Origin of the sequence: Chryseobacterium arachidis (assembly GCF_900129245.1) — a bacterium.
In the GTDB taxonomy this organism is placed as follows: Bacteria; Bacteroidota; Bacteroidia; order Flavobacteriales; family Weeksellaceae; genus Chryseobacterium; species Chryseobacterium arachidis.
In genome coordinates this window covers 490,986-515,345 of the sequence record NZ_FQUT01000001.1, presented here as the reverse complement: position 1 = coordinate 515,345, position 24,360 = coordinate 490,986, and the positions used below count along the sequence as shown (strand labels likewise).

Here is a 24,360-nt window from a genome sequence, read left to right as displayed (position 1 = left end):
TTACATTTGCATTAATGAAAGAAAAAAATCTTTATGTAATTTCAGGTTGTAACGGTGCAGGCAAAACAACGGCATCTTTTACAATATTACCAGAAATTTTAGATTGTAAAGAATTTGTGAATGCAGATGAAATTGCTAAAGGATTATCACCTTTCCAGCCAGAAAAAGTCTCCTTTGAAGCCGGTAGAATTATGTTAGAAAGAATTGAAGAGCTTTTTAAAATTGACGAAAACTTTGCATTTGAAACAACTTTAGCTACAAAATCTTACAAACAAAAAATTATAAAAGCGAGAAAAGCGGGTTACAATGTTACTCTTCTATACTTTTGGCTACAAACTCCCGAGCTTGCAAAGGAACGAGTAAATATAAGAGTAAAAGAAGGGGGACACAGTATTCCGACCGATGTAATTGAAAGAAGATATTTTAATGGAATCAAAAATCTTTTTGACATTTATCTTACAATCGCTGATCAGGTTTTGATCTTCGACAATTCGGAAGGAAAACATATTCTAATTGCAGAAAAAAATATTGATGAAAACATCGTTATTTATTCTGCTGAAAAATTTAAAGAATTAAAAAAATACTATGACAAAAGAAGCGAATAATGAAAGAAAAGCTAAAATTTTGGAAGGTCTTGAAAAAGCCTATGAAAAAATGCTTGATTTCAAAAGAAAGAACAATAGCGAGTTAGTAGTAATTCGCGAAAATAAAATTGTTAAGATAAAACCATAAAATAATAAATATTAAAGAGAAACTTTCCGGTTTCTCTTTAATTTTTTGTCAAATGGCAAATGCAGGAATCTTTTCTTTACTTAAATTGCGTACATGAAAGAATTATTTGATTTTATACTGAGATTTGGCAACCTAAATCAGCAACAGATGGATTTCATTTCAAGCAAAGCCATAGAATTGGATATTCCTAAAGAAGAATATTTTTCTGAGGCGGGGAAAATCGCCAAACAGGTAGGATTTATTACTGACGGAATTCTTCGTGTGTGCTATTACAACAACAAAAGCGAAGAAATTACAAAATATTTCATTGAGGAAAATAATCTGGTGGTAGATCTCGAAAGTTTTGATAATCAAATTTGTTCGAGTGCTTACGTTCAGGCGGTTACCGACTGCAAAATGATTGTTTTTCAAAGAAAAGACTGGCTGGAATTGTTACAGACCATTGTTGGCTTTGATGCCATCGTTCATAAAATTATTTCAAGAGCTTTGATGCAAAAAGTAGAAAGAAGAAGCCCCCTGGTTTCGGAAGATGCAACGACGCGCTATCTGAAATTTCTGGAAATCTATCCTACTGCAGTTAACAGAATTCCGCTTTCTTACGTTGCTTCTTATTTAGGTGTGACACAGTCTTCTTTAAGCAGAATCCGGAAAAATATTACTTTATAAAAATATCAGCAACTTCATTCAAAAATCAATCAACCATCAACCACCAGCGATCAACGAAAAAGCATCTTTTTGCCAAATGACAAATGCCACCTTATTTTATTGACGGAATTTTACATCATCAATTTAAAACAAGAAAATGAAAACAGCATTCATCACAGGAGCGAACAGAAGTATTGGTCTGGAAACCGCCAAACAACTTTCAAAACAAGGTTCATTCGTTTATTTAGGAAGCCGCAATCTTGAAAACGGTGAAAAAGTAGTACAAGAACTTAGCGAACAAGGATATCAGAATATCAAAGCCATCGAAATCGATGTTACCAATCCTGAATCTATTTCAAAAGCAAAAAATATGGTTGAGAAAGAGAAAGGGAAATTAGATATTCTAATTAACAATGCCGGAATTTTAGGGGTCATTCCTCAAACGACAACGGAAACCTCTGTAAATAATATTAAAGAAGTTTTTGAAACCAATTTCTTCGGAGTAATCAACGTTACTCAGGCTTTTTTAGAGTTGCTTAAAAAATCAGACGGCCCAAGAATCAGCAATATTACCTCAGGTTTAGGTTCATTAACCTTGCACAGCGATCCGACATGGAAATATTATCATGTGAAAAATGCAGCGTACGGCCCATCAAAATCAGCTCTGAATGCCTATACAATCGCTTTAGCTTACGAGTTGAGAGAATTACCATTCAAAATAAATGTAATTGATCCCGGTTATACTGCCACAGATTTCAATGCACATAGCGGACCGGGTTCTGTAGAAAGTGCAGCATCTTTTATCATCAAACATACTTTAACTGATGAAAATGGACCGACGGGACAGTATTTCAGCAATGATATTGAGGATGAAACCGGGATTAGCCCCTGGTAAAATTTAAACTAAAAGAGTAAAGAGAGACTTTCGGGTTTCTCTTTTTTTATTTAAATTAAATTTCTCACTAAAAATCTCATTCACGATTCGGTTACATCATTCGTTGATTGGGCTACTTTTAAGATCAGCCATCTTTCCATCTTTGTACCATCATTTAACAACAATAAAATATTTAAAAATGGAAACAAAAAAAGTATGGTTCGTAACAGGAGCTTCAAAAGGATTAGGATTGGAACTGGTAAAGAAATTATTAGCTGAAGGATTTCAGGTTGCCGCAACAAGCCGCACTGTTGATTCTTTAATTTCTTCCATCGGAGAAACGTCAGAAAACTTTTTGCCTCTAAGCATGAACATAACCGACAACAATGATGTAAAATCAGCCATTGAAAAGACAACAGAACACTTCGGAAAAGTTGATGTAATTGTAAACAATGCCGGATACGGACAATTGGGAACTCTGGAAGAACTTAGCGATGAGGAAGCTAGAGCCAATTTTGACGTGAATGTTTTCGGAAGCTTAAACGTAATCAGAAATGCAATGCCTTATCTTCGTGAACAAAAATCCGGGAACATCTTCAATATTTCGTCTATTGGCGGTTATTCAGGGAATTTCCCTGGATGGGGCGTTTACTGTTCTACAAAATTTGCAGTAGCCGGATTTACGGAAGCGCTGGCGGAAGAAGCCAAAGCTTTTGGGATTCATGCGACGGTAGTTTATCCCGGATATTTCCGTACGGATTTCTTAAACAAAGATTCTGTAAAAACGCCTGCCCAATCAATCGAAGCGTATGAAACCGCAAGAAATTCGGAAAGTGCCCATCTGAACGAGATCAACGGAAACCAGCCCAACGATCCTGAAAAAGCAGCAGAGGCACTGATCGCTTTAAGCAAAGAACAAAATCCTCCGGTTCATTTCTTATTGGGAATTGAAACCCATGAATTCCTGAATAATAAAATCGAGGCAATTACCGGTGACGCAAAAACTTGGAAAAGTTTGACAGAGTCTACTGCGATTTAATCATTCTTTTGAACCATTAAGATCTATTTAAGAAAGTAAGAGTATTAAGATTAGCTGCGCTTTTAGCTTACAGTAAACCTATTGATTTTCTTAATTAAACTTTATTCTTATATAAAAAACTTATTTAAACTTTTTTAATCACAGAAGATTTTAACACTATAGTTATTTTAAGTTTAATACTTAAATGAAAAAGAGCACATAAGTTAAAAAAAATCTTTGATTATTACCCTTTTGAACTTTTATTATCAAAGAATAGCAGGAAGAATATCTTTTGTTCCTTTTGTGGTTAAATTTAAAATTAGTTTAAACAAACTTAAAATCTTAATGGTTCAAAATTTTTCAGCATTCAAATTAATTAAATAACTTAGTCGTTATGAAAGAAACATTTCGTTTTAATTCTATATCCGATTTTCATGCTTTCTGCAGTCTTCCGGGTCCCGATCATCCATTGATCAGTCTGATTGATTACAGCAAAGTCCGTTATCCTGTGGATGATACGGAACTTAAATGGATTCAGAACTATTATTCTATCGGCTTGAAACGTAATGTAAATGCGCGCTTCAACTATGGCCAGCAGGAATATGACTTTGATTCCGGAGTTCTATGCTTTGTTTCTCCGCTACAATTTTTAAGGATAGAAATGAAGCCTGAAGTTCAGGTAGAGCCAACCGGCTATTTATTGCTCATTCACCCGGATTTTCTTTGGGGAACTTCTTTGATCAAAAAAATTAAATCGTATGAATTTTTCAGTTATCAGATCAATGAAGCGCTTTTCCTTTCCGATAGAGAAGAGAAAATTATTGTTGATTTATTTAAAAATATTGAAAAAGAATACCAGAACAATATCGATAAATTCACACAGGAACTGATTGTTGCCCAATTGGAACTGATGCTGATTTATTCCGAACGTTTTTATGAACGTCAGTTTTTCACCCGAAAAAAATCCAGCCATGAGCTGCTGAATAAGTTTGAGGAAGTCCTTTCCCAATATTTTGAAAGCGGAAACCTTATCGAAAACGGTATTCCATCGGTAAAAACCATCGCTGAGCAAATGAATATTTCGCCCAATTATCTGGGAAGCCTGCTCCGAATTCACACCCAGCAAAATACACAGCAGCATATTCAGAATAAACTGATTGTTCATGCCAAAGAACGTCTAAGTACAACGAATTTATCCGTCAGTGAAATTGCGTATGAACTGGGGTTTGAGCATCCGCAGTCTTTTAGTAAATTGTTTAAGCAGAAAACGAATCAGTCGCCGGTGGAATTTAGGAAGTTGTTTAATTGAGAAAGAGAATCATTTGGTTTTATTAAATTATTTTTAAATATATTTGAAAAAACTAATATTATGAATTTACAACAAGACGATGATAATGAAAAAAAAATTTCCTCTGAACCAATAACTAAAGATTTAGATTTTCTTATAAACACTTCCTATCCGACTAAAAAAGATTACTCTAAATATAGAGAAATATTTAGCACAGATTGGAAATCAGACGAGTTTTATTCCAATAGTTGGTTAAGTGAGAATAGTGGTATAAAAAGAATAGAGCTTGAAGGCGAAATTAGTAGTCTAAAAAAGCAATTAAAAATTGCTTATAATGAGTTAAAGCAGGCTAAATCCGATAAAGAAGAAAAAATTACTGAATTTAAAACATTAGAAGAAAAACTCAAGTCAAAAGAAAAAATCAGTCATATTATTCCTAGAATTTGTGAAGAAGCAAGAGACTTATTATTATCCCAAGAAGATTTTAGAAGTTCGTTTCAAGATGGAGAAAGTTGCGAAGCAGTTGTCATTTCCATCGATATACGACGTTCTACTGAACTAATGCTAAAAGCAAGAAGACCAGAATTATTTTCTAAATTTATTACTGAACTTAGTCAAAAACTCAGTGATGCTATTTTAAAGAATTTTGGTATTTTTGATAAGTTTACTGGAGATGGCATTCTTGCTTTTTTTCCTAAATTTTATAGTGGAGAACAATCTATAGTTCATGCTTTGAAGGCTGCTGAAGAATGTCATAAAATATTTAAAGAACACTATGAAAATTCAAAAGAATGTTTTAACGTTTTTATCAAAGATGTTGGTCTTGGAATTGGAATAGATTACGGTGATGTTACACTTGTAAACACAAGAAATGAATTGACTGTTGTTGGTATTCCTGTTGTTTATGCATGCAGAATGGGTGGAGCAAAAGCTGGGCAAACTTTATTGAATCAACCGGCAAAAGAAGAAATCAATAGACTTGGTAAGAATTACATTAAAGTTACAGAATCGGAAATTAATATTAAAAATGAAGGCATTGCTTTAGCATATACAATAGAACTACACGAATCTTTTCTTACAGAAAAACCCGATTGGTTAAAGAATTTAATAAATTCTTCAGAAGAACTAGAGCCCGAATCTAATGTATAATAAAAAGAGAAACTCACGTTTCTCTTTTTATTTCTATCCAAACTTCTTCTTTCTCAACCAAAAGAACAGGCCTCCTAAAATTCCTATAATTGCTAAAGGTAGCAGCAAATTAAACCATTGCCAGTAACTTCTTTCTTCACTTATTAAATATCGGTCCAGAAGCCTTTCTTCGATGTTTCGGTTTCTCAGTTCCATCAGATTGCTGTCGTCTAATAAAAAGTCCAGCGCATTTTTCAGGAACTGTTCGTTTCCGAAACGTTCCTGGGTAAGGATATCCATTCCCAACGGAAGCGGTTTCCCTTTTACCACTTTATTTCTTGCCACGTCACCGTCTGCAATGACGATCATTTTATTTTCAGGGCTTGATGCTTTAAAGCCAGGATACGATTTCCTTTCAATTCTTGAAGCATAAGCGGAAGTAAATTTCCCTTCCAAAGCCACCGCAAAAATCCTTGGTGTGCTTGGCTTTTCCATTTGCCCAAGACTGTCCACACTGTTGATTTCCTCTAAGCTTACATAGTTCGGAACCTGCTTCAGTAATGTTCTTTCGCTGGATTCGAAAAGTACAGCGGTTTTAATTCCTTTTCTTCCCAATGTATCAATTGAAGTCGGGAATTCAAATTTCACCGGATTGATATTCTTTGTAACAGGATGGTCGTTTTCATTAATTCCCAAAGGAAAATAAGGCCAAGGCTGCGTAGAATACTGTGCATTTCCCGCCACTTCTCCGGCTACAAATTTCAATTTGGCATATTTCTTAACGTCTTTCACCAAAGCCGGATTGATTCTTAAACCATAATTGAAAAAGAAATCCGTCATATTAATATCTATCGGGAAAGGCATCAGCTTTTCAGACCTCATCAGGGTATCCATTTCGGCATTCACGGCATCGATCATCCAAAGGGTTTTTCCGCCGTTCATGATATACTGATCCAGGATTACCTTTTCATTGTCTGTGAAAGCTTTTCTTGGTTTTGCAATGACCAAAGCACTCATTTGTTTCAACAAAGGAACGTCGGCTAAACTTAATTCTTTCTGATTTTTAGGAATAATAGGTCCCGCATCATAATTTTCGAGTGCCAGATTCATGAATCCCTGGAACTCTGACGGACTCAATTCGTCCTGATTGATTAAAACCCCTACTTTTTTGAAGCTTTCATTCGTTGCAATTTTAAGCTTGGAAATAAAATTGTATTCAAGATTTTCTATAGATTTTGTAAGCAGTTCGGCATTGTCTATATAATTCTGCTCTACGATCAAAGGTACCGTCACTTTGGTATTTCCGTTCTTGATAAGAGCGTATGGATAAATTTCTATCTGAGACGTTTTACCGCTTTTTCTGTCATCCAGCACCGACGGATAAATTCCTCTTGATAATAAAGTGTCTTTCGGAATGGCAGATTTAATAGGATCAATAAATTTAAAATCCACTTTCGAGTTTACTTTTCTGAAGCTTTCAAGCATGAATTTCGTTTCACTCTGAAGCTGCTTGAAATCGGCAGGAAAATCCCCTTCAAGATAGACTTCTATCAATAAAGGTTTCTTTACAGATTCCAGCACTTTGATGGTACTGTCGGAAAGGGTATATCTTTTCTCTTTTGTTAAATCTAATCTAATCCCTGAAACGGCAAGGATCACTACCAAAGGTAATATTACAAAAAGTAAAATCCCAAGCGGAGATTTAAACTGTATCTTCTTCATAATTTTACTTCTTTTTATTAATAAAATGATTAGACAAAACTAAGGTAACTCCAATAATCAAGATAAAATAGGCAACATCTTTAAAATCAATAAGTCCTCTGGTAAACCCAAGAAAATGCTGATAAAAACCAATATTCTGCAGAATAAAATCTGCACCGCCTAATAATTTATAACTTGCCAGCTGCTCGATCCCGAAGTACATAATAAAACACATGAAAACGCCCAATAAATAAGCCATAATCTGATTTTGGGAAAGTGAAGATGCTAAAATTCCCACTCCCGACAGTGCTGCAATCAGCATAATTAATCCGAAATAACTTCCGAATGTCATTCCCAGATCAATATTTCCCGCCGGAACACCCAATACATAAATGGTATACAGGTAAATAATGGAAGGAATTAAACATAAAATCCCCACGATCCACACAGAAAGGAACTTTCCGAATATAAGATCCGAAACTTTCAGCGGTTGGGAAAATAACCAGTTTAAAGTTCCGGTTTGCTGTTCTTCGGCAAAAGTCTTCATCGAAAGTGCCGGAATAATAAACATCAGCAGCCACGGTACCAACACAAAATAGCTTTGCAGAGAAGCCATCCCGATATCGAAAATATTAGAATCATTTTCGAAAAAAAACAGAAACAACGTTGTTATCAGACTGAAAGCTGCAATGATTACCCACGCACTCCAGTTTCCGAAGTAACTCCAAAGTTCTTTTTTTAAAATTGCAATCATAGTTTTTATTGTAAAAATGTTGTTTGTTGACTGTTGCTTGTTGTTTGATGTAAAAACCATCAGCCATTAACTAACAACGGTCAGCCCAATCATTACTTTTTCTTTTTTTTATTCACCAGTTTAACGGTCATCATAATTAAAAATACCAGAACGAAAAATCCAGCAATTAATTGCCACCAATATTCTATCACCATTGATTTCAATATCACAGTAAAGACAACCAAGAATAAAATAAAGGTTGCTATTTCGTTCGCCTGTCTTAACTTTATATTTGCTGTTTCTAAGGCATTCCCATTCAGTTCTTTTAACTGTAAGACTTTTTTCCAACACCAATAATGATAAATCGCGAGGCCTATTAAAAAAGTTAACTTTAAATGAAACCAAGGCATTTTCATCAATCCCGGATTCAGGAAAATCATGATCAGTCCGCACACCGCCATGATAACGCCTGCCGGAACCGTAATGATATTCCAGAGCCTTCTCGCCATGAAGGTGTATTGCTCTCTTAAGATTTTCTTTTTATCCTCGGCAAATTCGTCGGTATCTTTATAGTAAACAAATATTCTTACGAGATAAAAAATCCCCGCAAAATAGCTTACCATGAAGATAATGTGAAGCGCTTTTATTATGGTGTAAAGCATCCTTAAAAAAATATTCGCAAATATAATGTTAATGATAAAAATAACAGACAGAAAAACGGACAAATATTGCTTTTCCTATTTTATGCTAAGAATTTCATAAAAGAACTTTAGAATTATCTGGCAAAAGAGATGCTGTCTGCTTTTTGATCTTTATAGTATATTTTCTTGTATAAAAGCTTACCTTCCCTACTGTAATATTTCCATTCTCCGATGTAATACCAATGATAATTTTTTGGGGATATATCGAGCCTAGTCTGTCCGCTTTCCATTAAAGTACCGTCTGGAAAATATCTTTTTACTCTGGTCAGTTTTTTCCCCACCCTGTTTTTCTCATAAAGCTTATTCTGATACAGCGTTTTCCAGATTCCTACTTTTTCTCCTCTCCTGTATTTTCCCTTTGTAATCAATGTATCTTTATTGTCTATATATACCTCTTCCCATTTGCCGTGCCTTTTTCTCGCATTATTCTCATCTTTTACATATTGGTTGATTTTTGTTTTGCATGATATATTTACAGCAATAATCACGAATGAAATAATAATTTTTTTCATAAAAAAACAGGATTTCTGTAAATATAAGAAATCCTGTTTTTATTCTACAAATGTAGAACCGTATTTTATTTAAGAAATTACATTAAGCTCTTTTCCAACTTTTTCAAAAGCCGCAATCGCTTTATCCAAATGCTCTCTCGTATGTGCTGCAGAAAGCTGGACTCTGATTCTCGCTTTTCCTTTTGGCACAACCGGATAAAAGAACCCGATTACATAAATTCCTTCATCCATTAATTTTTCCGCCATTTTCTGAGCCAAAGGCGCATCATATAACATTACCGGAACAATCGCAGCATCGCCATCAGGAATATCAAATCCTTTTGCTTTCATTTCCGTTCTGAAATATTCTGCATTTTCCATTACTTGATCACGAAGAGAAGTGTCTTCAGAGATCATATCCAACACCTTTAGCGCTGCTCCCACAATTCCCGGAGCCAAAGAATTGGAGAATAAATAAGGTCTTGAACGCTGTCTCAACATATCGATAATCTCTTTCTTACCGGAAGTAAATCCGCCTAAAGCACCACCAAGAGCCTTTCCAAGTGTAGAAGTAATGATGTCCACTCTACCCATAACTTCGTTGGCTTCGTGCGTTCCACGACCCGTTTTTCCGATGAAACCAGTTGCATGAGAATCGTCAACCATTACCAAAGCATCATATTTATCTGCCAAATCGCAAACTCCTTTCAGGTCTGCAACGATTCCGTCCATTGAGAAAACTCCGTCTGTAACGATGATTTTGAAACGGTGATTCTTTTCAGAAGCTTCAATTAACTGAGCTTCCAGATCTTCCATATTATTGTTTTTGTAACGGTATCTTGCTGCTTTACATAAACGAACTCCGTCAATGATAGATGCATGATTCAGTTCATCTGAAATAATAGCGTCTTCGTCTGTAAATAAGGGTTCAAAAACACCTCCATTGGCATCAAAGCAAGCCGCATAAAGAATCGTGTCTTCCAATCCTAAAAAGTCAGCAATTTTTTGCTCCAATTGCTTGTGAATATCCTGAGTTCCGCAGATAAAACGTACCGAGGACATACCGTAACCATGAGATTCGATCATATCCTGAGATGCTTTCATTACTTCAGGATTGTTGGATAATCCCAGGTAATTGTTGGCACAGAAGTTCAACAGTTTTTTTCCGTTGGCTTCTATTTCCGCGCTCTGCTGAGAAGTGATGATTCTTTCTCTTTTGTAAAGCCCGTCGTTATCGATATTTTGTAGTTCATTCTGTAAGTTTTCAAGATACTTTTTAGAGATCATTTCTAATAATTTTTAAGATTCGCTAATTTAATAAAAAGGCAGGAAAGTAAATACATTTCCGTTTTTTATTCTGAATGTCTGCATAAAATCATAAAATTTCCGTTTATAGTCTATAATTTTAGTAGACTAATTATTATATTTGTTACTTTAAAATCAGGAAAATGAGATTATCACCAGTACAAAAAATTAGAAATATATCGTCCGAAGATTTCCTCAAAACATATTTAAAGCCTGCAAAGCCCATCATCCTTGAAGATTTTGTAGCTCTTGAAAGCCCCGCTTTTTCCAAGTGGAATTACGATTATTTTAAAGAAATAGCAGGTAACCACAACGTTAATATTTACGGAAGCGAAATCGAATCGCTGGACAGAGTTGCCAGTAAACCGGTTGGGCAAAGCACATTTTCAGAATATCTTGATCTGATTACTTCCTCTCCTACCGAGCACCGCCTTTTTCTGTTTAATTTATTGAGTATTAAACCTGAACTTAAAAATGATATTCATTATAATGATGTTACGAACGGAAAAATTATCAAGTGGCTCCCTTTTATGTTCTTCGGTGGTGAGGGTTCTATTACCCGAAATCATGTAGATATCGATATGTCACATGTTTTTATTACCCAATTTCAGGGCGTAAAACGAATCTGGCTTTTTCCTTGGGAGCAATCGGATCTGCTTTACAAACTACCTTACAATTTTCATTCAATTACAAATATTAAAGAACCCGATTTCAAAGAATTTCCCGGGCTGAAATATATATATGGATATGAAGCTGTCATAAAACCCGGCGAAACTCTTTATATTCCTTCCGGATGGTGGCATTATATTCAATATGAAACGGAAGGCTATTCTGTTTCCATCAGAGCTTTACCATCTAGTTGGCTGGAAAAATGGCGAGGATTTAAAAACCTTGTCCTGATCAGACATTTTGATAATCTGATGAGAAATCTGTTCAAAGAAAAATGGTTTGATTTTAAAGTAAGAAAGGCAAAACGAAAAGCCAACCGGGCGATTAAAAGGCAGAAAAGTTTTCAGATTTAATTAAGAAATATCAACTGTAAAATAAATATTATGGAATTAATTTATCTCATTCTCTCAGCAAAAAAACCAACTTTTACTTTTTATCCTATTTCTTTAATTAACCTTTATTAAATGAAAAAAATGCTGTCTCAAAAGTGGGACAGCATCTTTAAAAATTACATTACTTATATTTAATCAATAAATTACATTTACTAATATTCAGAAATAAGATTAATTCCAATCACTAAGTCTCCTCCACTAAAGATAACTGGTTTTATACGAATTACATATTTATCATTTTCATGCAATAATCCGGCTCTATCATCATGCAAAATAAGTCCTTTATCTGAATCAAAATTTCCTTCTGCTAAAAGAACTGTATTTGTCTTATCATAGACTTTTATATTGTGAACTTGAGAATAATATCCTGCACCTCCAATGTCAGAAGCTTTCTTAAAAACTATTTTTCTATCTGTTATGTACTGATTAGGTATACTCAAATTAATTTCATAAGTATTACCCATACTCACTACTGGCAATAAAACTCCATCGGAATTTGGATATACACCTGAAATATGTTTAGAAACTGGCCAACCATAAGAACTGTTTTGTGCCGACTTTTTCCAAGGTCTATACCATGAGTTTGAATTACAATTATCAAAAATATAAATTGGATATGATGAAACATTAATGAGTGAATTACAAATAGACTCATCAATTTGTGCTATTGAAGGTGCCATATTTTTATAAATAATTCTTAATGGTGATAAATAATCTTCAGCATCATCTACATGGTGGGAAAATTTATAATTCATCCAATTTGAACAAGTATCAAAAATAATAGTTCCCTTACCTTTTGTTTCTACAACCGGTAGTCCATTTCCAATTGAATGTCCCCCCATTCCACATGAGTCGAATTTAAATGTGAAATCAACACTGTTATTAAAAACTTGAATTAATTTTGCTCCATTATGTAATTCAAATCTAGATCCCCAAAAAGCAATATGAGGTTGAGTCCCGCCTCCAAAAGTATCAGGATTTGCATTAGCATTAACCCTAATAATTGTTCCTTCAAACGGAATAATTGATCCCTGATAATAATTAATATTCTGGCCTTCAAGAAAGTCAAACAAAATACCTTTAAAACCTTCAATATCGGTACCATAAAATCTCCAATTAACAGCCTGATCATTTCCTAAACTAAATAAGATTGAATTCGCATTGGATCCTTTAATTTTACAGTCTCTGAATGTAACTTCAGACATCATAGTACTACCAGTAGATTTAATTATCTGTTTCCAATTCTGAAAAAAGCATTTTTCAAAAATAAATGATTGAGCATTCCCAGTACCACCCCCAACTCCATTCAAAAAATTTCCCTCATGATTTGTTGTGAATTGAATCCCTTGAAATGTACAAAAACCTATTACTCCTGGATTTTCTAACATATACACATCATTGTTTACTGGCTCATAGATTATTTCCGTATTCTGCCATCCATTTCCTTCGAAAACAAATCTTCCACAGTCAACAGAGGCATCAATAATATTATCTTTAACCAAATATTTACCAGAAGGAATGAAAATTTTTGTTGGGTTTCTCCATCCTAATGTTGTGGATATTGGTTCTGATAAGTTATAGACTGTTTGCAACGCTCTTTTAATCCCAATAGTATCGTCAGTATATCCATCTCCTTTTACTCCAAACCATTTTATATTTACTGCATTATCTATCTGTCTTTTATAAAAAGTGTCAACACTTTTTCTGTAAATTACACCATCATCAATAAGACCAGTAGCGCTATCGCATCTTATGTAAAAAACATTTTCGTTTGTTAGAGAGTCTCTTAATTGTACTAATGGGTCTAATGGAATTGTATTTGTAGATGAAAAAAATTCTTGTGTTGTGTACATAATATTTTCTTATTAAAGTTTATATATAATTCTTGGCGAATCTTGAATTCAATACAAATCTAATAAGTGTCCACGCCAAAACTTGACGTATAAAATATTATACTCTCTATTAAAAGTAATTTCTTTTTTGAAGTTGAAAAACTTATTTACACAAAAAAATAATAAGCCCCTCATTTTTGAGGGGCTATTTTATCTCTTTAAAAACTTAATACTCTTATCATTAATTTTAAAAATATAAGTCCCCGGAATCAATTCTGAAATATTGATTGATTTTTCAGGCTGGTAAGTTCCTTTTCTAACTAATCTTCCATCAGTAAAATAAATGTTGAAATCTGTTGGTTTATCAACCCCTTTCAAATTCAACTCATTCTTCGCAGGATTAGGATATAAGGCAAACTCATCTTTATCCAACTCTGAAATACTTAATGTTGCATCCTGAGCAACCGTTGAATTTCTTTCCAAAATCTGATATTCGTAATTAAACTCCACACTAGCTACAGGAAAAGCTACCGTTTGTGTAAAATACTGATTGTTGGTTGTATGATCTAAAGCAAAATAGGCAACCTGTCCTCCTGTTCCGTTTACTTTTATCGGCAGAGGCATTTCAAAGAAGCTTACAATAGAACTGCTTTGAGTCTGAGAAGCTTTAAAAGTAAGCGTATTTCCCGTCTGTTTCCAGCGGATATCATAGGTCGGATATCCTTCACCATAAATCCAATCGTTGAAAAATTCTGTAAAATTTCTACCGGTAGACGTTAATAAAGAGGCATTGAAATCCTGAGTTTTCACATAGTTATAAGCCAGGTTGGGTCTTGCATGATAATCCTGAACAGCCTGATAGAACGCAGTATCTCCTAAGATCCACTTCAACATTCTTAAAACATAAGCTCCTTTTGAATAGGATAACCTTCCGTTGAAAATCGTTCCTACACTGCCTAAATTAGAGTCTGCAACATATACACTTCCTCCGGTCGCACTCGTGATAAATGTTTTTTGTCCGGACAGATAATTGAGAAACTCTGCGTTTGTCATTAATAATTTTTCATTGGCAAGATGCTCCCCGAATGTTGCAAAACCTTCATTCAGCCAGATATCGTTCCATGCACCGCAGGTTACCTTGTCACCAAACCATTGGTGAGCGAGCTCATGAGCAATCAATCCTCTCCCCCAGGATCCCATGGAGGTCATGGTCTGATGTTCCATTCCGCCACCCGCCTGAAACTCCATGTGCCCATATTTTTCACTTCTGAAAGGATATGCTCCGAAATAAGTTTCAAAGGTATTCATGACTGTTTTCGTCCATTCAATATTGCTCATACTGGTTGTATTGGCGGCAGTTGACGGAAAAATATAATTAATGAAAGGGAAAGGCGGATTTCCCATGGTATCAGTCAATTTCACAAAATTGGTAATTGAAAGTGCAATTAAATACGCCGCAGTCGGATATTGAGTTCTCCAGAATGTAAGTTTCTGATTCCCCGGAAGAGTCGTTTCAGACATCGGCGTTCCATTTGCGGCAACATTATATTGAGAAGGTGTTGTAATTTTAAAATCAAACCTTTCAATTTTATCATTTAAACTTTGTTTGGTCGGAAACCAATCCTGTGCTCCGTAAGGCTCATTTAAAGTAGACAATACTGCTGTTCCTCCTTGGGTCCCGTTGAAAAAAGAATTGTTTGCCGTGGGGGGAACTCCAGAATAAGCTACCGTTAAAGAATCCAGAACGTTAGCTGCAAGAGCAGACTGAAAATTAATCCTAAGTTCTTTTGTTGCTGAAAGCTGTTGAAAAGTAAGCGGGTTCCCATGATACAATACCTGTGAAACGGTCATTTGGCTATCCAGATCAAAATAGATGCTGCTTATACTCTGATTAGGTTTGAAATGAGAGGTTACAGAACCCGAAATACTTCTTACCGCAGGATTTATCGTAACATCCATTCTTTGATATTGGAGATCATAATTCAATGTATTCGGATTGATATTCCCCGCAACCATCTTATTAGCAAAAGATTTCATTTCTTTTTCTATCAGACCCTTTCTTTCAATATTATCATTCTGAGCGTAAAATTGCTGAAAAGCCAGCATACCCAAAATCAAAAAGTAAAATTTTCTCATTCTCAATTAATATGTATCAAAGATATAAAAAAACCTTCTAATCATTGATTAAAAGGCTTTTATATTGATTGATTTTTAACAATTTTATAAATCGAGTGCCGGCTCAAGAATTTTCTCCATTCTTTTCTTCACCATGTCTACAGATCCCGCATAATTGTTTACCATTAATGAAAAAACTAATGTTCTCCCTGAATTGGTTTTTAGGTATCCGGCTAACGTTTTTACCTTATTTAAAGTTCCTGTTTTCGCAAAAATCTGTCCGTTTCCTGTACCGCTGAACATTCTCTTCAACGTTCCGGATTGCCCACCAATTGGCAATGAATTAAAATAAGTTTTGTAATATTTTTCATCCATTAAAGAAGTTAAAAACTTCGCCTGAGAAATCGGTGTTACATTATTGCTTCTTGAAAGTCCGCTTCCATCCATATAATTCAGCCCCATCATATCAAAACCGCCGTTTTTCAAATGCTCTGTCACCACTTTTCTACCCGAATCAGTCGTCTGGTCTCCCAGGCTCTGGAATCCGACAGTTCTTAACAAAGCTTCTGCCAAACCATTATCACTGTGCTGGTTGGTGTAATAAATAATATCGCTTAAAGTCGGAGATTTATATACTGAAACCAGTTTTCTGCTTTCCGGGGCGGCATCTGTCATTTTCGGAGTTACTTTCCCGGTTACAGCAATTCCGCTTTTTACCAAAGTTGTTCTGAACGAATTGGCAAGATAAGCCGGTGCATCCGGAAGTTTTGTGGTTAAAATCCCGTCGCCTTCATATTTGTCCGCATAAACCATCTGGTTGTTGTACGGCGAAACATAAAAGAATTTTTTATCTGTAGAGAAATTGGCTGCTTTTTTTACAATCAGTTTTTCGTTGGCAGGATTAATCTCACGAGTAGTACCGGCAGGCAAATAATAGTTATTGTTTTCTAGCCATACAACATTTTCCGGAAGCCTTGAAATAGTACTTTTGAAAAGCGCTGTCTGAATGATAATATCACCGTTTACCTTTTTGATGCCCTCACGAGAAAGCCCGTCTTTGAAATCTGAAACGATATCTTTGTAAGCCCAAGCCCCCGCCTTGTTGGTTCCTAGAGAAGGGTCACCACTTCCTACAATATAAAGGTTTCCGTTTAACACACCATTTTCATCGATGCTTCCCGAATATTCCAATTGGGTATTCCAACGGTAATTTTCCCCCAGCATGCTCATAGCCGTTTCTGTGGTCAGTAATTTCGTTGTAGAAGCAGGAACTAAAGGAGTATTTTCATTGTACGAAGAAATTACCTTCTTCGTTTTCGGGTCGTACACTACGAATCCCCAGGTTGCATTTTTCAATACAGGGTCGGTCATCATCGTGTTTACATTAATGTCTACAAGCTCTTTGGGCGACAAAATAGTTTTTTCTACCATCGAAGTGATGGGAGAAGGTAAGTTTAAACTGCTTTTTTGATTGTCATAAGCCGGAGTATATAGAACTGTAGAAACAGTAGTCTGTGCAAGGAAGAATCCTGAAGCCAGTACCGCAACGCTTGAAATATATCTTCTGAAATTTACCATCAATTTTTTCATTTTATTACATTTTGGATAGGTTAAAAATCAATTGGTTAAATTAAAAATTAACATCCAAACATATAATCAACGACCAAATGTAGAAAATATTGTTGTATGGCAGTTCAGTAGACTGTTATAAAAGCTTTATAAAGTTTGTTAAAAATTGTTAAAAATCTACAAAAATGTCTTTTTTGATGCTTTGGTAAGCAGTAATTTCGTCGAATTCTTTTAGACTTATCAAAATCAGCTTTTTATATTCCTCGTATTTTTTTCCTCTCGGAAGTTTTAGCATAATCTGAAACTGATAAAGATTATTCAATCTCGCAATCTGAGCCTTTTCCGGGCCCAGAACACAATCTTCAGGAAGATATTTTCTTAAAATCGAACCTAGAAACTGAGAAGCGCGGTTCACCTTGTCCTCTCTTCGGTGTTTCAATTCAATCATAATTAATTTGGTAAACGGCGGATAATGGAATTTTTGCCTTTCCGTTAAAATATATTTATAAACCTTCGCCGGATTATTCATTTTAATCAACTGAAAAACAGAATGATCCGGATTGAATGTCTGAATTAAAATTTTCCCTTTTCCAGAGACTCTTCCCGCTCTTCCAGAAACCTGCGTAATTAATTGATATGCTCTTTCTTCCGCTCGGAAATCCTGGACGTATAACATAGAATCCGCTTTCGGAATCGCTACCAATTCAATATGATCAAAATCCAATCCTTTGGAAATCATTTGAGTACCGACAACAATATCGGTTTCACGATCTTCAATCTTTTCGTACAATTTTTCGTAGGCAAATTTCTTCCGCATGGAATCAACATCCATTCTATCAACCTCATTCTCAGGAAATAATTTGACAACTTCTTCATGAATTTGTTCTACTCCCACTCCCCTTTCGTTCAGGTTTTCAGAATAACATTTCGGACAAGTCTTTGGTTTTGAAGCTCTCTGACCACAATAATGGCATTTCATTTCATTCGCAGCCTTGTGATAGGTCATTACCACGTCGCAGTTGGAACAGTAATTCACATAACCACAAGTTTCGCATTCCACAACATTCGCATAACCACGACGGTTGTGAAGCACAATGGCCTGATTTTTTTCATCCAAAACTTTCTTGATTTCATCAATTAAATGCAGAGAAAAATTCCCCGAAACTTTTTTGGAATCCTGTGCTTCTTTAAAATTAATCAATTCATACTCAGGGAGATTGACATTTCCGAAACGTTCTTCCAGAAAAATATATTTCATTTTATCCTTTCGGGCATTGTAATAGCTTTCCACTGAAGGTGTTGCAGAACCTAAAATCACTTTTGCTCCATAAAAATGCGCGAAAACCAGTGCGGCATCTTTTGCATTAAAATAAGGTGAAGCTTCCCTCGGTTTGTAAGCAGAATCATGCTCTTCATCCACAACAACCAATCCCAAATTCTGGAAAGGCAAAAACAATGCATTTCTCGTCCCAATAAGGATTTTAATATCATTTTGTCGGATTCTTCTCCAGACTTCCACCCTTTCAAAATCGGTCAGTTTCTGATGATAAAAGCCAAGCTGTCGGCCGTATTTTTTTTCTAATCTTTGAGTAATTTGTTTGGTTAAAGAAATTTCCGGAAGTAAAAACAAAACATTTTTCCCTTCGTTAATACATTCTTCGATTTTCTCTAAATAAATATGCGTTTTTCCGGATGAAGTTACGCCATGAAGAAGAACATTTTTCCCTTCTGCAAAGGCCTCATCTATTTCTGCTTTCGCTTCTTTCTGAGCTTCGGAAAGTTCTTCGATTTCTTCGATTTCACCTTCATAGCTTTCAATTCGGTCTTTCTGCATGTAATATTCTTCAACCAAACCTTTATCAGCCAAAGCCTTAAAATGTGAACTTCCAAAATAGCCGTCTTCAAAAAGTTCTGATTTTTTGATATGCAAATCCTGATTTTCGGTCTGTTTTTCTAAAATATGAAGGAAAAGATCTTTCTGTTTTTGCGCTCTTTTTAATGATAACAGGATTTCCGTAAGATTTTGTCTTTGTAAAACCTCATCATTGATTTTTACATAAGCAACTTCTTTTGCCTTGTACTTTTCAGCAATTTTTTCATCGATCTCAATGTATTGCAAATCAATCAATGAATTGATGGTCTTGATGATATCCTTCTTGGGAATAAATGCTTCAATATCCGTTAAGTTAATCAACTGTCGAACTTCCAATGCCTGAATGAGATACATTTCATTGACGTCAAGATTCTCGAATTCAACCTTAACATTCGGTTTTAATTTTAAATAGGTTTCACTTTCCAGTTTTAAAGAAGACGGAAATGCAAAACGGTAAATTTCTCCCAAACCGCACAGATAATAATCGGCAAGCCAGTTCCAGAATTTGATCTGCTCCAACGGAACAATCGGTTTGTCATCCAAAATACTGATGACTTCTTTTGCAACAAACTCAATCGGCTCGTTATCGTGAAGTTCAAAAACAATTCCTGTATAAATTTTCTTACCTCCAAACGGAACCAAAACCCGCATTCCTATCTGAATTTCAGATGACAGTTCTTCAGGAACTTTGTACGTGAAAGAACCTTTTAAATTTAACGGTAAAACAATTTGAGCGTATTGCAAGAGAAATATTTAAAGTGTAAAATTAATTTTTTCTTTTGTGAACTGCAATTTTTTTGACGGTGTGTTTTTGAAATACGAAGAGCGCAAAGTTTTTTATCTTACTGAGAATATTTTTTGTTCGCAAAGGCGTTTCACTCAGCAAAAGACACGAAGCTTTTTATGTCATTGCGAGGAGCGAAGCGACGAAGCAATCTTTTTAATTCCTTATTAAACATAAACTTTGTCATTTTGGAAGAATCTAAGCGATGAAAAAAAGTTTTAAAATTATATTAACTATCTTATGAGATTGTTTCGTCGCTTCATTCCTCGCAACGACAGATCCTGAAAAGAATGACCTCCACCCTAGCCCGGATTGCAGCGGCATCCTTTTGGGTTGCGGGCGGAGCAAAGCGGAGCCCGTAACCCAAAAGATATAGTGAAAAGCCGGAAACAGCTCCTGGAAAAAGAAAGAACTTTCGATAATGGAAGTTTAAATGTCTGAAAATAATAGATTTCTCCGTCGAAATGACAATCCAAAGAGTTTGTATTTAGAAAAAATATTCGATGATATAATACCAGATTGCGGAGGTAAAAAGTCCAACAATGATGCTGAAACCGATCGTTAAGTTGGTAAGCTTTGTGTTTAATCTAAATTGTTCTGCGATAATGCTTGAAGTAAGAACGGCAGGCATCGCAGATTCAAAAGTGGTGATCTTGGCAATGTTTCCTTTTATTCCTAGTAAAAAAGCTAATCCTAAAGTGATTGCCGGAGCCAGAATCAGTTTGTAAAACATGGAAGCCGACATTTGTGGAATGAGTTTTTTCCAACCGTTGAATTTCAATTGTAATCCGACCGAAAATAATGCTAATGGACTTACCGTTGCTGCCAGTTTATCGAAAAATGGTTCTGCTAAAGTAAAATCGATGAATTGCGATAATACCAAAGCAGCAATACATCCAACCAATGGAGGAAAGGTGATTAATCTTTTTAATATAAATGCAGCGCTTATTTTCCCGGATTTGCTTCCGCCTTTTAAAGCAGCAATAATTCCCAATGTGGAAAGTGAAAAAAACATAGTCTGATCACAAATAATGGCAATGCTTAAAAGACTTTCGCCATAAAATGCAGAAACCAGCGGAAACCCAATGAATGAGGTATTGCTGTAGCCACTCACCAATTCCAAAGTACTTCTCGACCGCCTTGAATATCCTTTCCTTTTGCTGTAAAACATCATGAAAAAGAAACAGAAAACCGAGGTCAGAAAAGTAGCAATAATCGGGAAAAGCATTTCTGTCGTCCAATGAACTTTGGGCAGATATTTGAATGATACTGCCGGAAGCGCAAGGTAAAGAATCCAGGTATTGATGCCTTTGTGCGCATCGGGATGGATCGATTTTGTCGCTTTGAAAAGCATTCCTGCGATAATACACACTGCAATCAGAACAAAATTTACCATAGATTTTTTAGATAAAAAACAAATTTACGGTTGATTTTTGAAATTCCTCCCCATTTATAAAAAAAGCTTCAAGGCTTTTGAGTACTCTGAAGCTTTAGATATTTTAATTCATTGTATCGTATAAACTCATCACCTCAACACTTTCCAAAGGTTTTGAAACTTTGATTTTTTTAGAAGTTTTTGGTAACAAATCGAAGAAATTATCACCGAAATGCGTATCTCCGATCAGATAAACATCTTTCGCCAAAACATCTGTTGAAACTTCAATTTCTGTTGCTGAAATTTTCTTGATTTTAATTGTTGGTTTTGTTAGTTTTAGGTCTTTTGGTTTTGAAAAAAAATAATTGTTTTGAGCAATAACTTTTTTGTTTCCGTCTTTCAAAGTTAATTTTAAAAAGACTTCATTTTTATTAGAATGTTTAATTAAATTTTTAATCTCTACATGATTAAATTTTAAAATATCATCCAGCGTTTTCCCGCCAAGAACTGTTGTTACATCATTGATAACTTTTCCGTCAAATTGTATAACCTGAGTTTCCAGCTTTACCTCTTCAAATTTTTTCAATTCATCATTAACGGCATAAAAATTTAAAAAATCACCTTCGTCTTCCGTTAAAATCACCTGATTTTTGAAACTTCTTCTCACCTGATAATGCAGTGCTTTCCAGTTTCCCAAATAATCAATTGAAGACCATGACACCACCGGCCAGCAATCATTTAACTGCCAATACAAAGTTCCCATATTGTAAGGTTTCGCACGACGATGCGCTTCGATGGCGATCTGCATTCCACGAGCCTGAAGCAATTGAGAAACATAGTTATATTTTACAAAATCTGTCGGAATATTGTAATCACGTTTCATATAATTATCGATAATCTCCCAACCTCTGGAATGTTTTTCGTGAGCTTTGATCGTTCCGTTCTGCAAACTTAAATCCGGTTCTCCTGAAAACATCGACTTTGTAGTTTCTAGCGTCGGCATTCCCTGAAAACCATACTCCGAAGCAAACCTCGGAACTTTTTCATTGAAAATTTCAAACGGCTGTTCGCCCCACCAAACGCCCCAATAATGAGAATCTCCTTCGGTTAGACTTTCTTTGTGTCCCCATCCGATGGATGGTGAACTTGGCCAATAAATGGATTTATCGCTTGTTGCGTATTTTTTTATAGCATTTGGGATTACTTCGTGAAAAATTTTCTTATAATCTTTCCAAACCTGTAAAGAATCTTCTTTTGAATATTTGAATTGCTTTTGATAACCCCAATTGACAATCGCCTCGTCAACTTCATTATTTCCACACCACAAAGCTAATGACGGATGGTTCTGCAGTCTTTCTATCTGATCTTTGACTTCCATTTCAACATTTTTTTGGAAATTCTCGTCCGAAGGATAAAAGCTTCCTGCAAACATAAAATCCTGCCAAACTAAAATTCCGTTTTCATCGCAGGCCTTATAAAATTCATCATCTTCGTAAATTCCGCCTCCCCATACACGAATCATATTCATGTTGGCTTCTTTACAGTCTTTGATCAGTTTTTGGTATTTTTCTTTGCTAATTCTTGGCGTAAAACTATCCGATGGAATCCAGTTTGTCCCTTTTGCATACATTGGATTTCCATTCACTTTAAAATAAAAAGATTTTCCTTTTTCGTCTTTTTCCTGAATTAATTCAACTGTTCTTAGTCCGATTCGTTCAGATTCTTCAGCAATAATTTTTGAATCTTTTTGTAATGAAATTTTTAACTGATATAAATTCGGATCTCCCCAACCGTTGGGTTGCCATAATTTGGGATTTTGAATTTCATAAGGAATTGAAATTATATTTATTCCCGATTTTAAAGCAATATTTTGAGATTTATTATTGATTGAAACGCTATACTTTCCCTCTTTTTCAGCAAAAATCTCAGCATGAATATTTAAATCTGCTTTTTGTCTGGTTAAAGCTTTCTGTTCGATTTTTACATTTTCAAGTTTTGCATGATTCCAGAAATTTAATTGTACCCCTTTCCAGATTCCTGCCGTCTCCAACCTTGGTCCCCAGTCCCACCCAAACTGATACTGCGCTTTTCTTACATAACTTCTCGGAGATTCAGGCGTGGTAAAAGAAACTTTTTTTGCCAGTTCTTTTCCAACATTTACCGAAGATTTGAATTTAACCTGTAAACTGTTTTCACCGATTTTTAAATTTTGTTTTACAGGAATTGTCCATTTTCTGAACATATTATCTGTAGATTGCAACAGTTTTCCATTTAAATAAATTTCAGAAAACGTATCCAATCCATTAAAAACCAATTCAATATTTTGATTTCCTAATTCCTTCGTAGAAATAGTAAATGAAGTCTGATAATCCCAATCTTCATTCTCAATCCACTGAACTTTTTTCTCATTTTCATCTTTGTAAGGATCTGGAATAATTTTGTTATTGATCAAATCTAAATGAACCGTTCCCGGGACCGTGGCGGTCAGCCATTTTTGATCTTTAGCATTTTTGAATTGCCATTTTTCCAAGGATAAATTTCGCTCGGAAAACTGAGCAAAAATCAGATTTTGAATGAGAAGAAAAGCAAAAAGTAAAGTTTTGTTCATTATAATTTATTTACAATTCGATGAATTCCGTCTTTAATAAGTGGTGTATTAAAATTTATAAGAAGTCCCAGTTTTATATTCGTTAATTTTAAATAAGTTAATAATTGAGAATGGAAAATCGGATGAATTTCTAGTGTAGATTTTATTTCAACAATTACTTTATTTTCTATAATTAAATCTAATTTATAAGCATTTTCAATAACTTCTTCTTTGTATTTAAGAGGTAATGAAATTTGTTGTTTCACGTTTAAACCCAATTCTTTTAATTCATAAGCTAAAGCTATTTCGTAGGCATTTTCTAATAAACCAACTCCTAAGTTTCGATGAACTTCTAAAGCCGCCCCTATAATTTTATAGGATAATTCATTTTCTGTCATTTGTATTGTGTTTATATTTTTAACGCAGAGATTTATTTCTTTATATAATATTTTAAGGAGCAAAGATTAATCAATGAATTGATTTTATGAAGCTACTGTTTTAACCGCACAGCTTCATCAGCGACTTTGTCGCAATTCTTTGCTCCTTAA

Annotated in this window: 20 protein-coding genes; 8 read left to right on the top strand and 12 right to left on the bottom strand. The window is 34.9% G+C overall.

What is annotated here, in order from left to right:
• Positions 1-14 precede the first annotated feature (14 nt).
• The 7 genes from BUA89_RS02230 to BUA89_RS22870 all read left to right on the top strand — a co-directional run bounded on the left by BUA89_RS02230 (position 15) and on the right by BUA89_RS22870 (position 5,706).
• On the top strand, positions 15-605 hold the full coding sequence (locus BUA89_RS02230) for a zeta toxin family protein (RefSeq protein WP_072952993.1): 591 nt from the start codon (positions 15-17) through the stop codon (positions 603-605).
• Complete coding sequence (locus BUA89_RS23040) at positions 586-732, top strand: hypothetical protein (protein WP_178362417.1); 147 nt, start codon at positions 586-588, stop codon at positions 730-732. Before BUA89_RS02230 ends, BUA89_RS23040 begins: the two co-directional genes overlap by 20 nt.
• Positions 733-825: 93 nt before the next feature.
• Positions 826-1,398, top strand: a complete 573-nt coding sequence (locus BUA89_RS02225) for a Crp/Fnr family transcriptional regulator (RefSeq protein ID WP_072952992.1) — start codon at positions 826-828, stop codon at positions 1,396-1,398.
• Positions 1,399-1,534: 136 nt separating this feature from the next.
• On the top strand, positions 1,535-2,272 hold the full coding sequence (locus BUA89_RS02220) for an SDR family oxidoreductase (protein ID WP_072952991.1): 738 nt from the start codon (positions 1,535-1,537) through the stop codon (positions 2,270-2,272).
• Positions 2,273-2,450: 178 nt separating this feature from the next.
• Entirely contained in the window at positions 2,451-3,290 is an 840-nt protein-coding gene (locus BUA89_RS02215; protein ID WP_072952990.1) for an SDR family NAD(P)-dependent oxidoreductase, read from the top strand.
• A 373-nt stretch (positions 3,291-3,663) separates the two neighbouring features.
• A complete protein-coding gene (locus tag BUA89_RS02210) occupies positions 3,664-4,578 on the top strand; it encodes a helix-turn-helix domain-containing protein (RefSeq protein WP_072952989.1) in 915 nt (304 codons plus the stop codon).
• 60 nt (positions 4,579-4,638) lie between these two features.
• Positions 4,639-5,706, top strand: a complete 1,068-nt coding sequence (locus BUA89_RS22870) for an adenylate/guanylate cyclase domain-containing protein (RefSeq protein WP_072952988.1) — start codon at positions 4,639-4,641, stop codon at positions 5,704-5,706.
• Between the two features lie 33 nt (positions 5,707-5,739).
• Here the strand turns inward: BUA89_RS22870 and gldG are convergent, their stop codons facing one another.
• From gldG to kbl, 5 genes are all read right to left on the bottom strand, one after another.
• Positions 5,740-7,407 (bottom strand): gliding motility-associated ABC transporter substrate-binding protein GldG, encoded by a 1,668-nt coding sequence (gene gldG / locus BUA89_RS02200; RefSeq protein WP_072952987.1) that lies wholly within the window; start codon positions 7,405-7,407, stop codon positions 5,740-5,742.
• Between the two features lie 4 nt (positions 7,408-7,411).
• The gene (locus BUA89_RS02195; RefSeq protein ID WP_072952986.1) at positions 7,412-8,140 is read right to left on the bottom strand and encodes an ABC transporter permease subunit; all 729 of its coding nucleotides are present in this window, start codon (positions 8,138-8,140) and stop codon (positions 7,412-7,414) included.
• Positions 8,141-8,232: 92 nt separating this feature from the next.
• Positions 8,233-8,781 (bottom strand): CopD family protein, encoded by a 549-nt coding sequence (locus BUA89_RS02190; protein ID WP_072952985.1) that lies wholly within the window; start codon positions 8,779-8,781, stop codon positions 8,233-8,235.
• Between the two features lie 113 nt (positions 8,782-8,894).
• Positions 8,895-9,332 carry a toxin-antitoxin system YwqK family antitoxin gene (locus BUA89_RS02185; protein WP_072952984.1) on the bottom strand — a complete coding sequence of 146 codons (438 nt, stop codon included), beginning with the start codon at positions 9,330-9,332 and terminating at the stop codon, positions 8,895-8,897.
• A gap of 69 nt (positions 9,333-9,401) precedes the next feature.
• Entirely contained in the window at positions 9,402-10,598 is a 1,197-nt protein-coding gene (gene kbl, locus BUA89_RS02180) for a glycine C-acetyltransferase (protein WP_072952983.1), read from the bottom strand.
• A gap of 161 nt (positions 10,599-10,759) precedes the next feature.
• Between kbl and BUA89_RS02175 the strand changes: the two genes are divergently transcribed.
• Entirely contained in the window at positions 10,760-11,638 is an 879-nt protein-coding gene (locus BUA89_RS02175) for a cupin-like domain-containing protein (protein WP_072952982.1), read from the top strand.
• A 191-nt stretch (positions 11,639-11,829) separates the two neighbouring features.
• Here BUA89_RS02175 and BUA89_RS02170 read toward each other — a convergent pair whose 3' ends face one another.
• The 7 genes from BUA89_RS02170 to BUA89_RS02140 form a co-directional block, all read right to left on the bottom strand.
• A complete protein-coding gene (locus BUA89_RS02170) occupies positions 11,830-13,530 on the bottom strand; it encodes a glycosyl hydrolase family 28-related protein (RefSeq protein ID WP_072952981.1) in 1,701 nt (566 codons plus the stop codon).
• A 189-nt stretch (positions 13,531-13,719) separates the two neighbouring features.
• Positions 13,720-15,645, bottom strand: a complete 1,926-nt coding sequence (locus BUA89_RS02165) for a M1 family metallopeptidase (RefSeq protein ID WP_072952980.1) — start codon at positions 15,643-15,645, stop codon at positions 13,720-13,722.
• An 84-nt stretch (positions 15,646-15,729) separates the two neighbouring features.
• Positions 15,730-17,202 (bottom strand): D-alanyl-D-alanine carboxypeptidase/D-alanyl-D-alanine endopeptidase, encoded by a 1,473-nt coding sequence (gene dacB, locus BUA89_RS02160; RefSeq protein WP_143152259.1) that lies wholly within the window; start codon positions 17,200-17,202, stop codon positions 15,730-15,732.
• Between the two features lie 160 nt (positions 17,203-17,362).
• Positions 17,363-19,810 carry a replication restart helicase PriA gene (gene priA, locus BUA89_RS02155; RefSeq protein WP_072952978.1) on the bottom strand — a complete coding sequence of 816 codons (2,448 nt, stop codon included), beginning with the start codon at positions 19,808-19,810 and terminating at the stop codon, positions 17,363-17,365.
• A 527-nt stretch (positions 19,811-20,337) separates the two neighbouring features.
• Positions 20,338-21,246 (bottom strand): AEC family transporter, encoded by a 909-nt coding sequence (locus BUA89_RS02150; RefSeq protein ID WP_072952977.1) that lies wholly within the window; start codon positions 21,244-21,246, stop codon positions 20,338-20,340.
• 103 nt (positions 21,247-21,349) lie between these two features.
• Entirely contained in the window at positions 21,350-23,833 is a 2,484-nt protein-coding gene (locus BUA89_RS02145; protein ID WP_072952976.1) for a beta-mannosidase, read from the bottom strand.
• A complete protein-coding gene (locus tag BUA89_RS02140) occupies positions 23,833-24,210 on the bottom strand; it encodes a GxxExxY protein (protein ID WP_072952975.1) in 378 nt (125 codons plus the stop codon). The genes BUA89_RS02145 and BUA89_RS02140 overlap by 1 nt, the downstream gene beginning before the upstream one ends.
• Positions 24,211-24,360: the final 150 nt, after the last annotated feature.

Coding starts and splice junctions, on each gene's coding strand:
- BUA89_RS02230 (WP_072952993.1), top strand. CDS start 15: ATGAAAGAAAAAAATCTTTATGTAATTTCAGGTTGTAACGGTGCAGGC.
- BUA89_RS23040 (WP_178362417.1), top strand. CDS start 586: ATGACAAAAGAAGCGAATAATGAAAGAAAAGCTAAAATTTTGGAAGGT.
- BUA89_RS02225 (WP_072952992.1), top strand. CDS start 826: ATGAAAGAATTATTTGATTTTATACTGAGATTTGGCAACCTAAATCAG.
- BUA89_RS02220 (WP_072952991.1), top strand. CDS start 1,535: ATGAAAACAGCATTCATCACAGGAGCGAACAGAAGTATTGGTCTGGAA.
- BUA89_RS02215 (WP_072952990.1), top strand. CDS start 2,451: ATGGAAACAAAAAAAGTATGGTTCGTAACAGGAGCTTCAAAAGGATTA.
- BUA89_RS02210 (WP_072952989.1), top strand. CDS start 3,664: ATGAAAGAAACATTTCGTTTTAATTCTATATCCGATTTTCATGCTTTC.
- BUA89_RS22870 (WP_072952988.1), top strand. CDS start 4,639: ATGAATTTACAACAAGACGATGATAATGAAAAAAAAATTTCCTCTGAA.
- gldG (WP_072952987.1), bottom strand. CDS start 7,407: ATGAAGAAGATACAGTTTAAATCTCCGCTTGGGATTTTACTTTTTGTA.
- BUA89_RS02195 (WP_072952986.1), bottom strand. CDS start 8,140: ATGATTGCAATTTTAAAAAAAGAACTTTGGAGTTACTTCGGAAACTGG.
- BUA89_RS02190 (WP_072952985.1), bottom strand. CDS start 8,781: ATGCTTTACACCATAATAAAAGCGCTTCACATTATCTTCATGGTAAGC.
- BUA89_RS02185 (WP_072952984.1), bottom strand. CDS start 9,332: ATGAAAAAAATTATTATTTCATTCGTGATTATTGCTGTAAATATATCA.
- kbl (WP_072952983.1), bottom strand. CDS start 10,598: ATGATCTCTAAAAAGTATCTTGAAAACTTACAGAATGAACTACAAAAT.
- BUA89_RS02175 (WP_072952982.1), top strand. CDS start 10,760: ATGAGATTATCACCAGTACAAAAAATTAGAAATATATCGTCCGAAGAT.
- BUA89_RS02170 (WP_072952981.1), bottom strand. CDS start 13,530: ATGTACACAACACAAGAATTTTTTTCATCTACAAATACAATTCCATTA.
- BUA89_RS02165 (WP_072952980.1), bottom strand. CDS start 15,645: ATGAGAAAATTTTACTTTTTGATTTTGGGTATGCTGGCTTTTCAGCAA.
- dacB (WP_143152259.1), bottom strand. CDS start 17,202: ATGGTAAATTTCAGAAGATATATTTCAAGCGTTGCGGTACTGGCTTCA.
- BUA89_RS02150 (WP_072952977.1), bottom strand. CDS start 21,246: ATGGTAAATTTTGTTCTGATTGCAGTGTGTATTATCGCAGGAATGCTT.
- BUA89_RS02145 (WP_072952976.1), bottom strand. CDS start 23,833: ATGAACAAAACTTTACTTTTTGCTTTTCTTCTCATTCAAAATCTGATT.
- BUA89_RS02140 (WP_072952975.1), bottom strand. CDS start 24,210: ATGACAGAAAATGAATTATCCTATAAAATTATAGGGGCGGCTTTAGAA.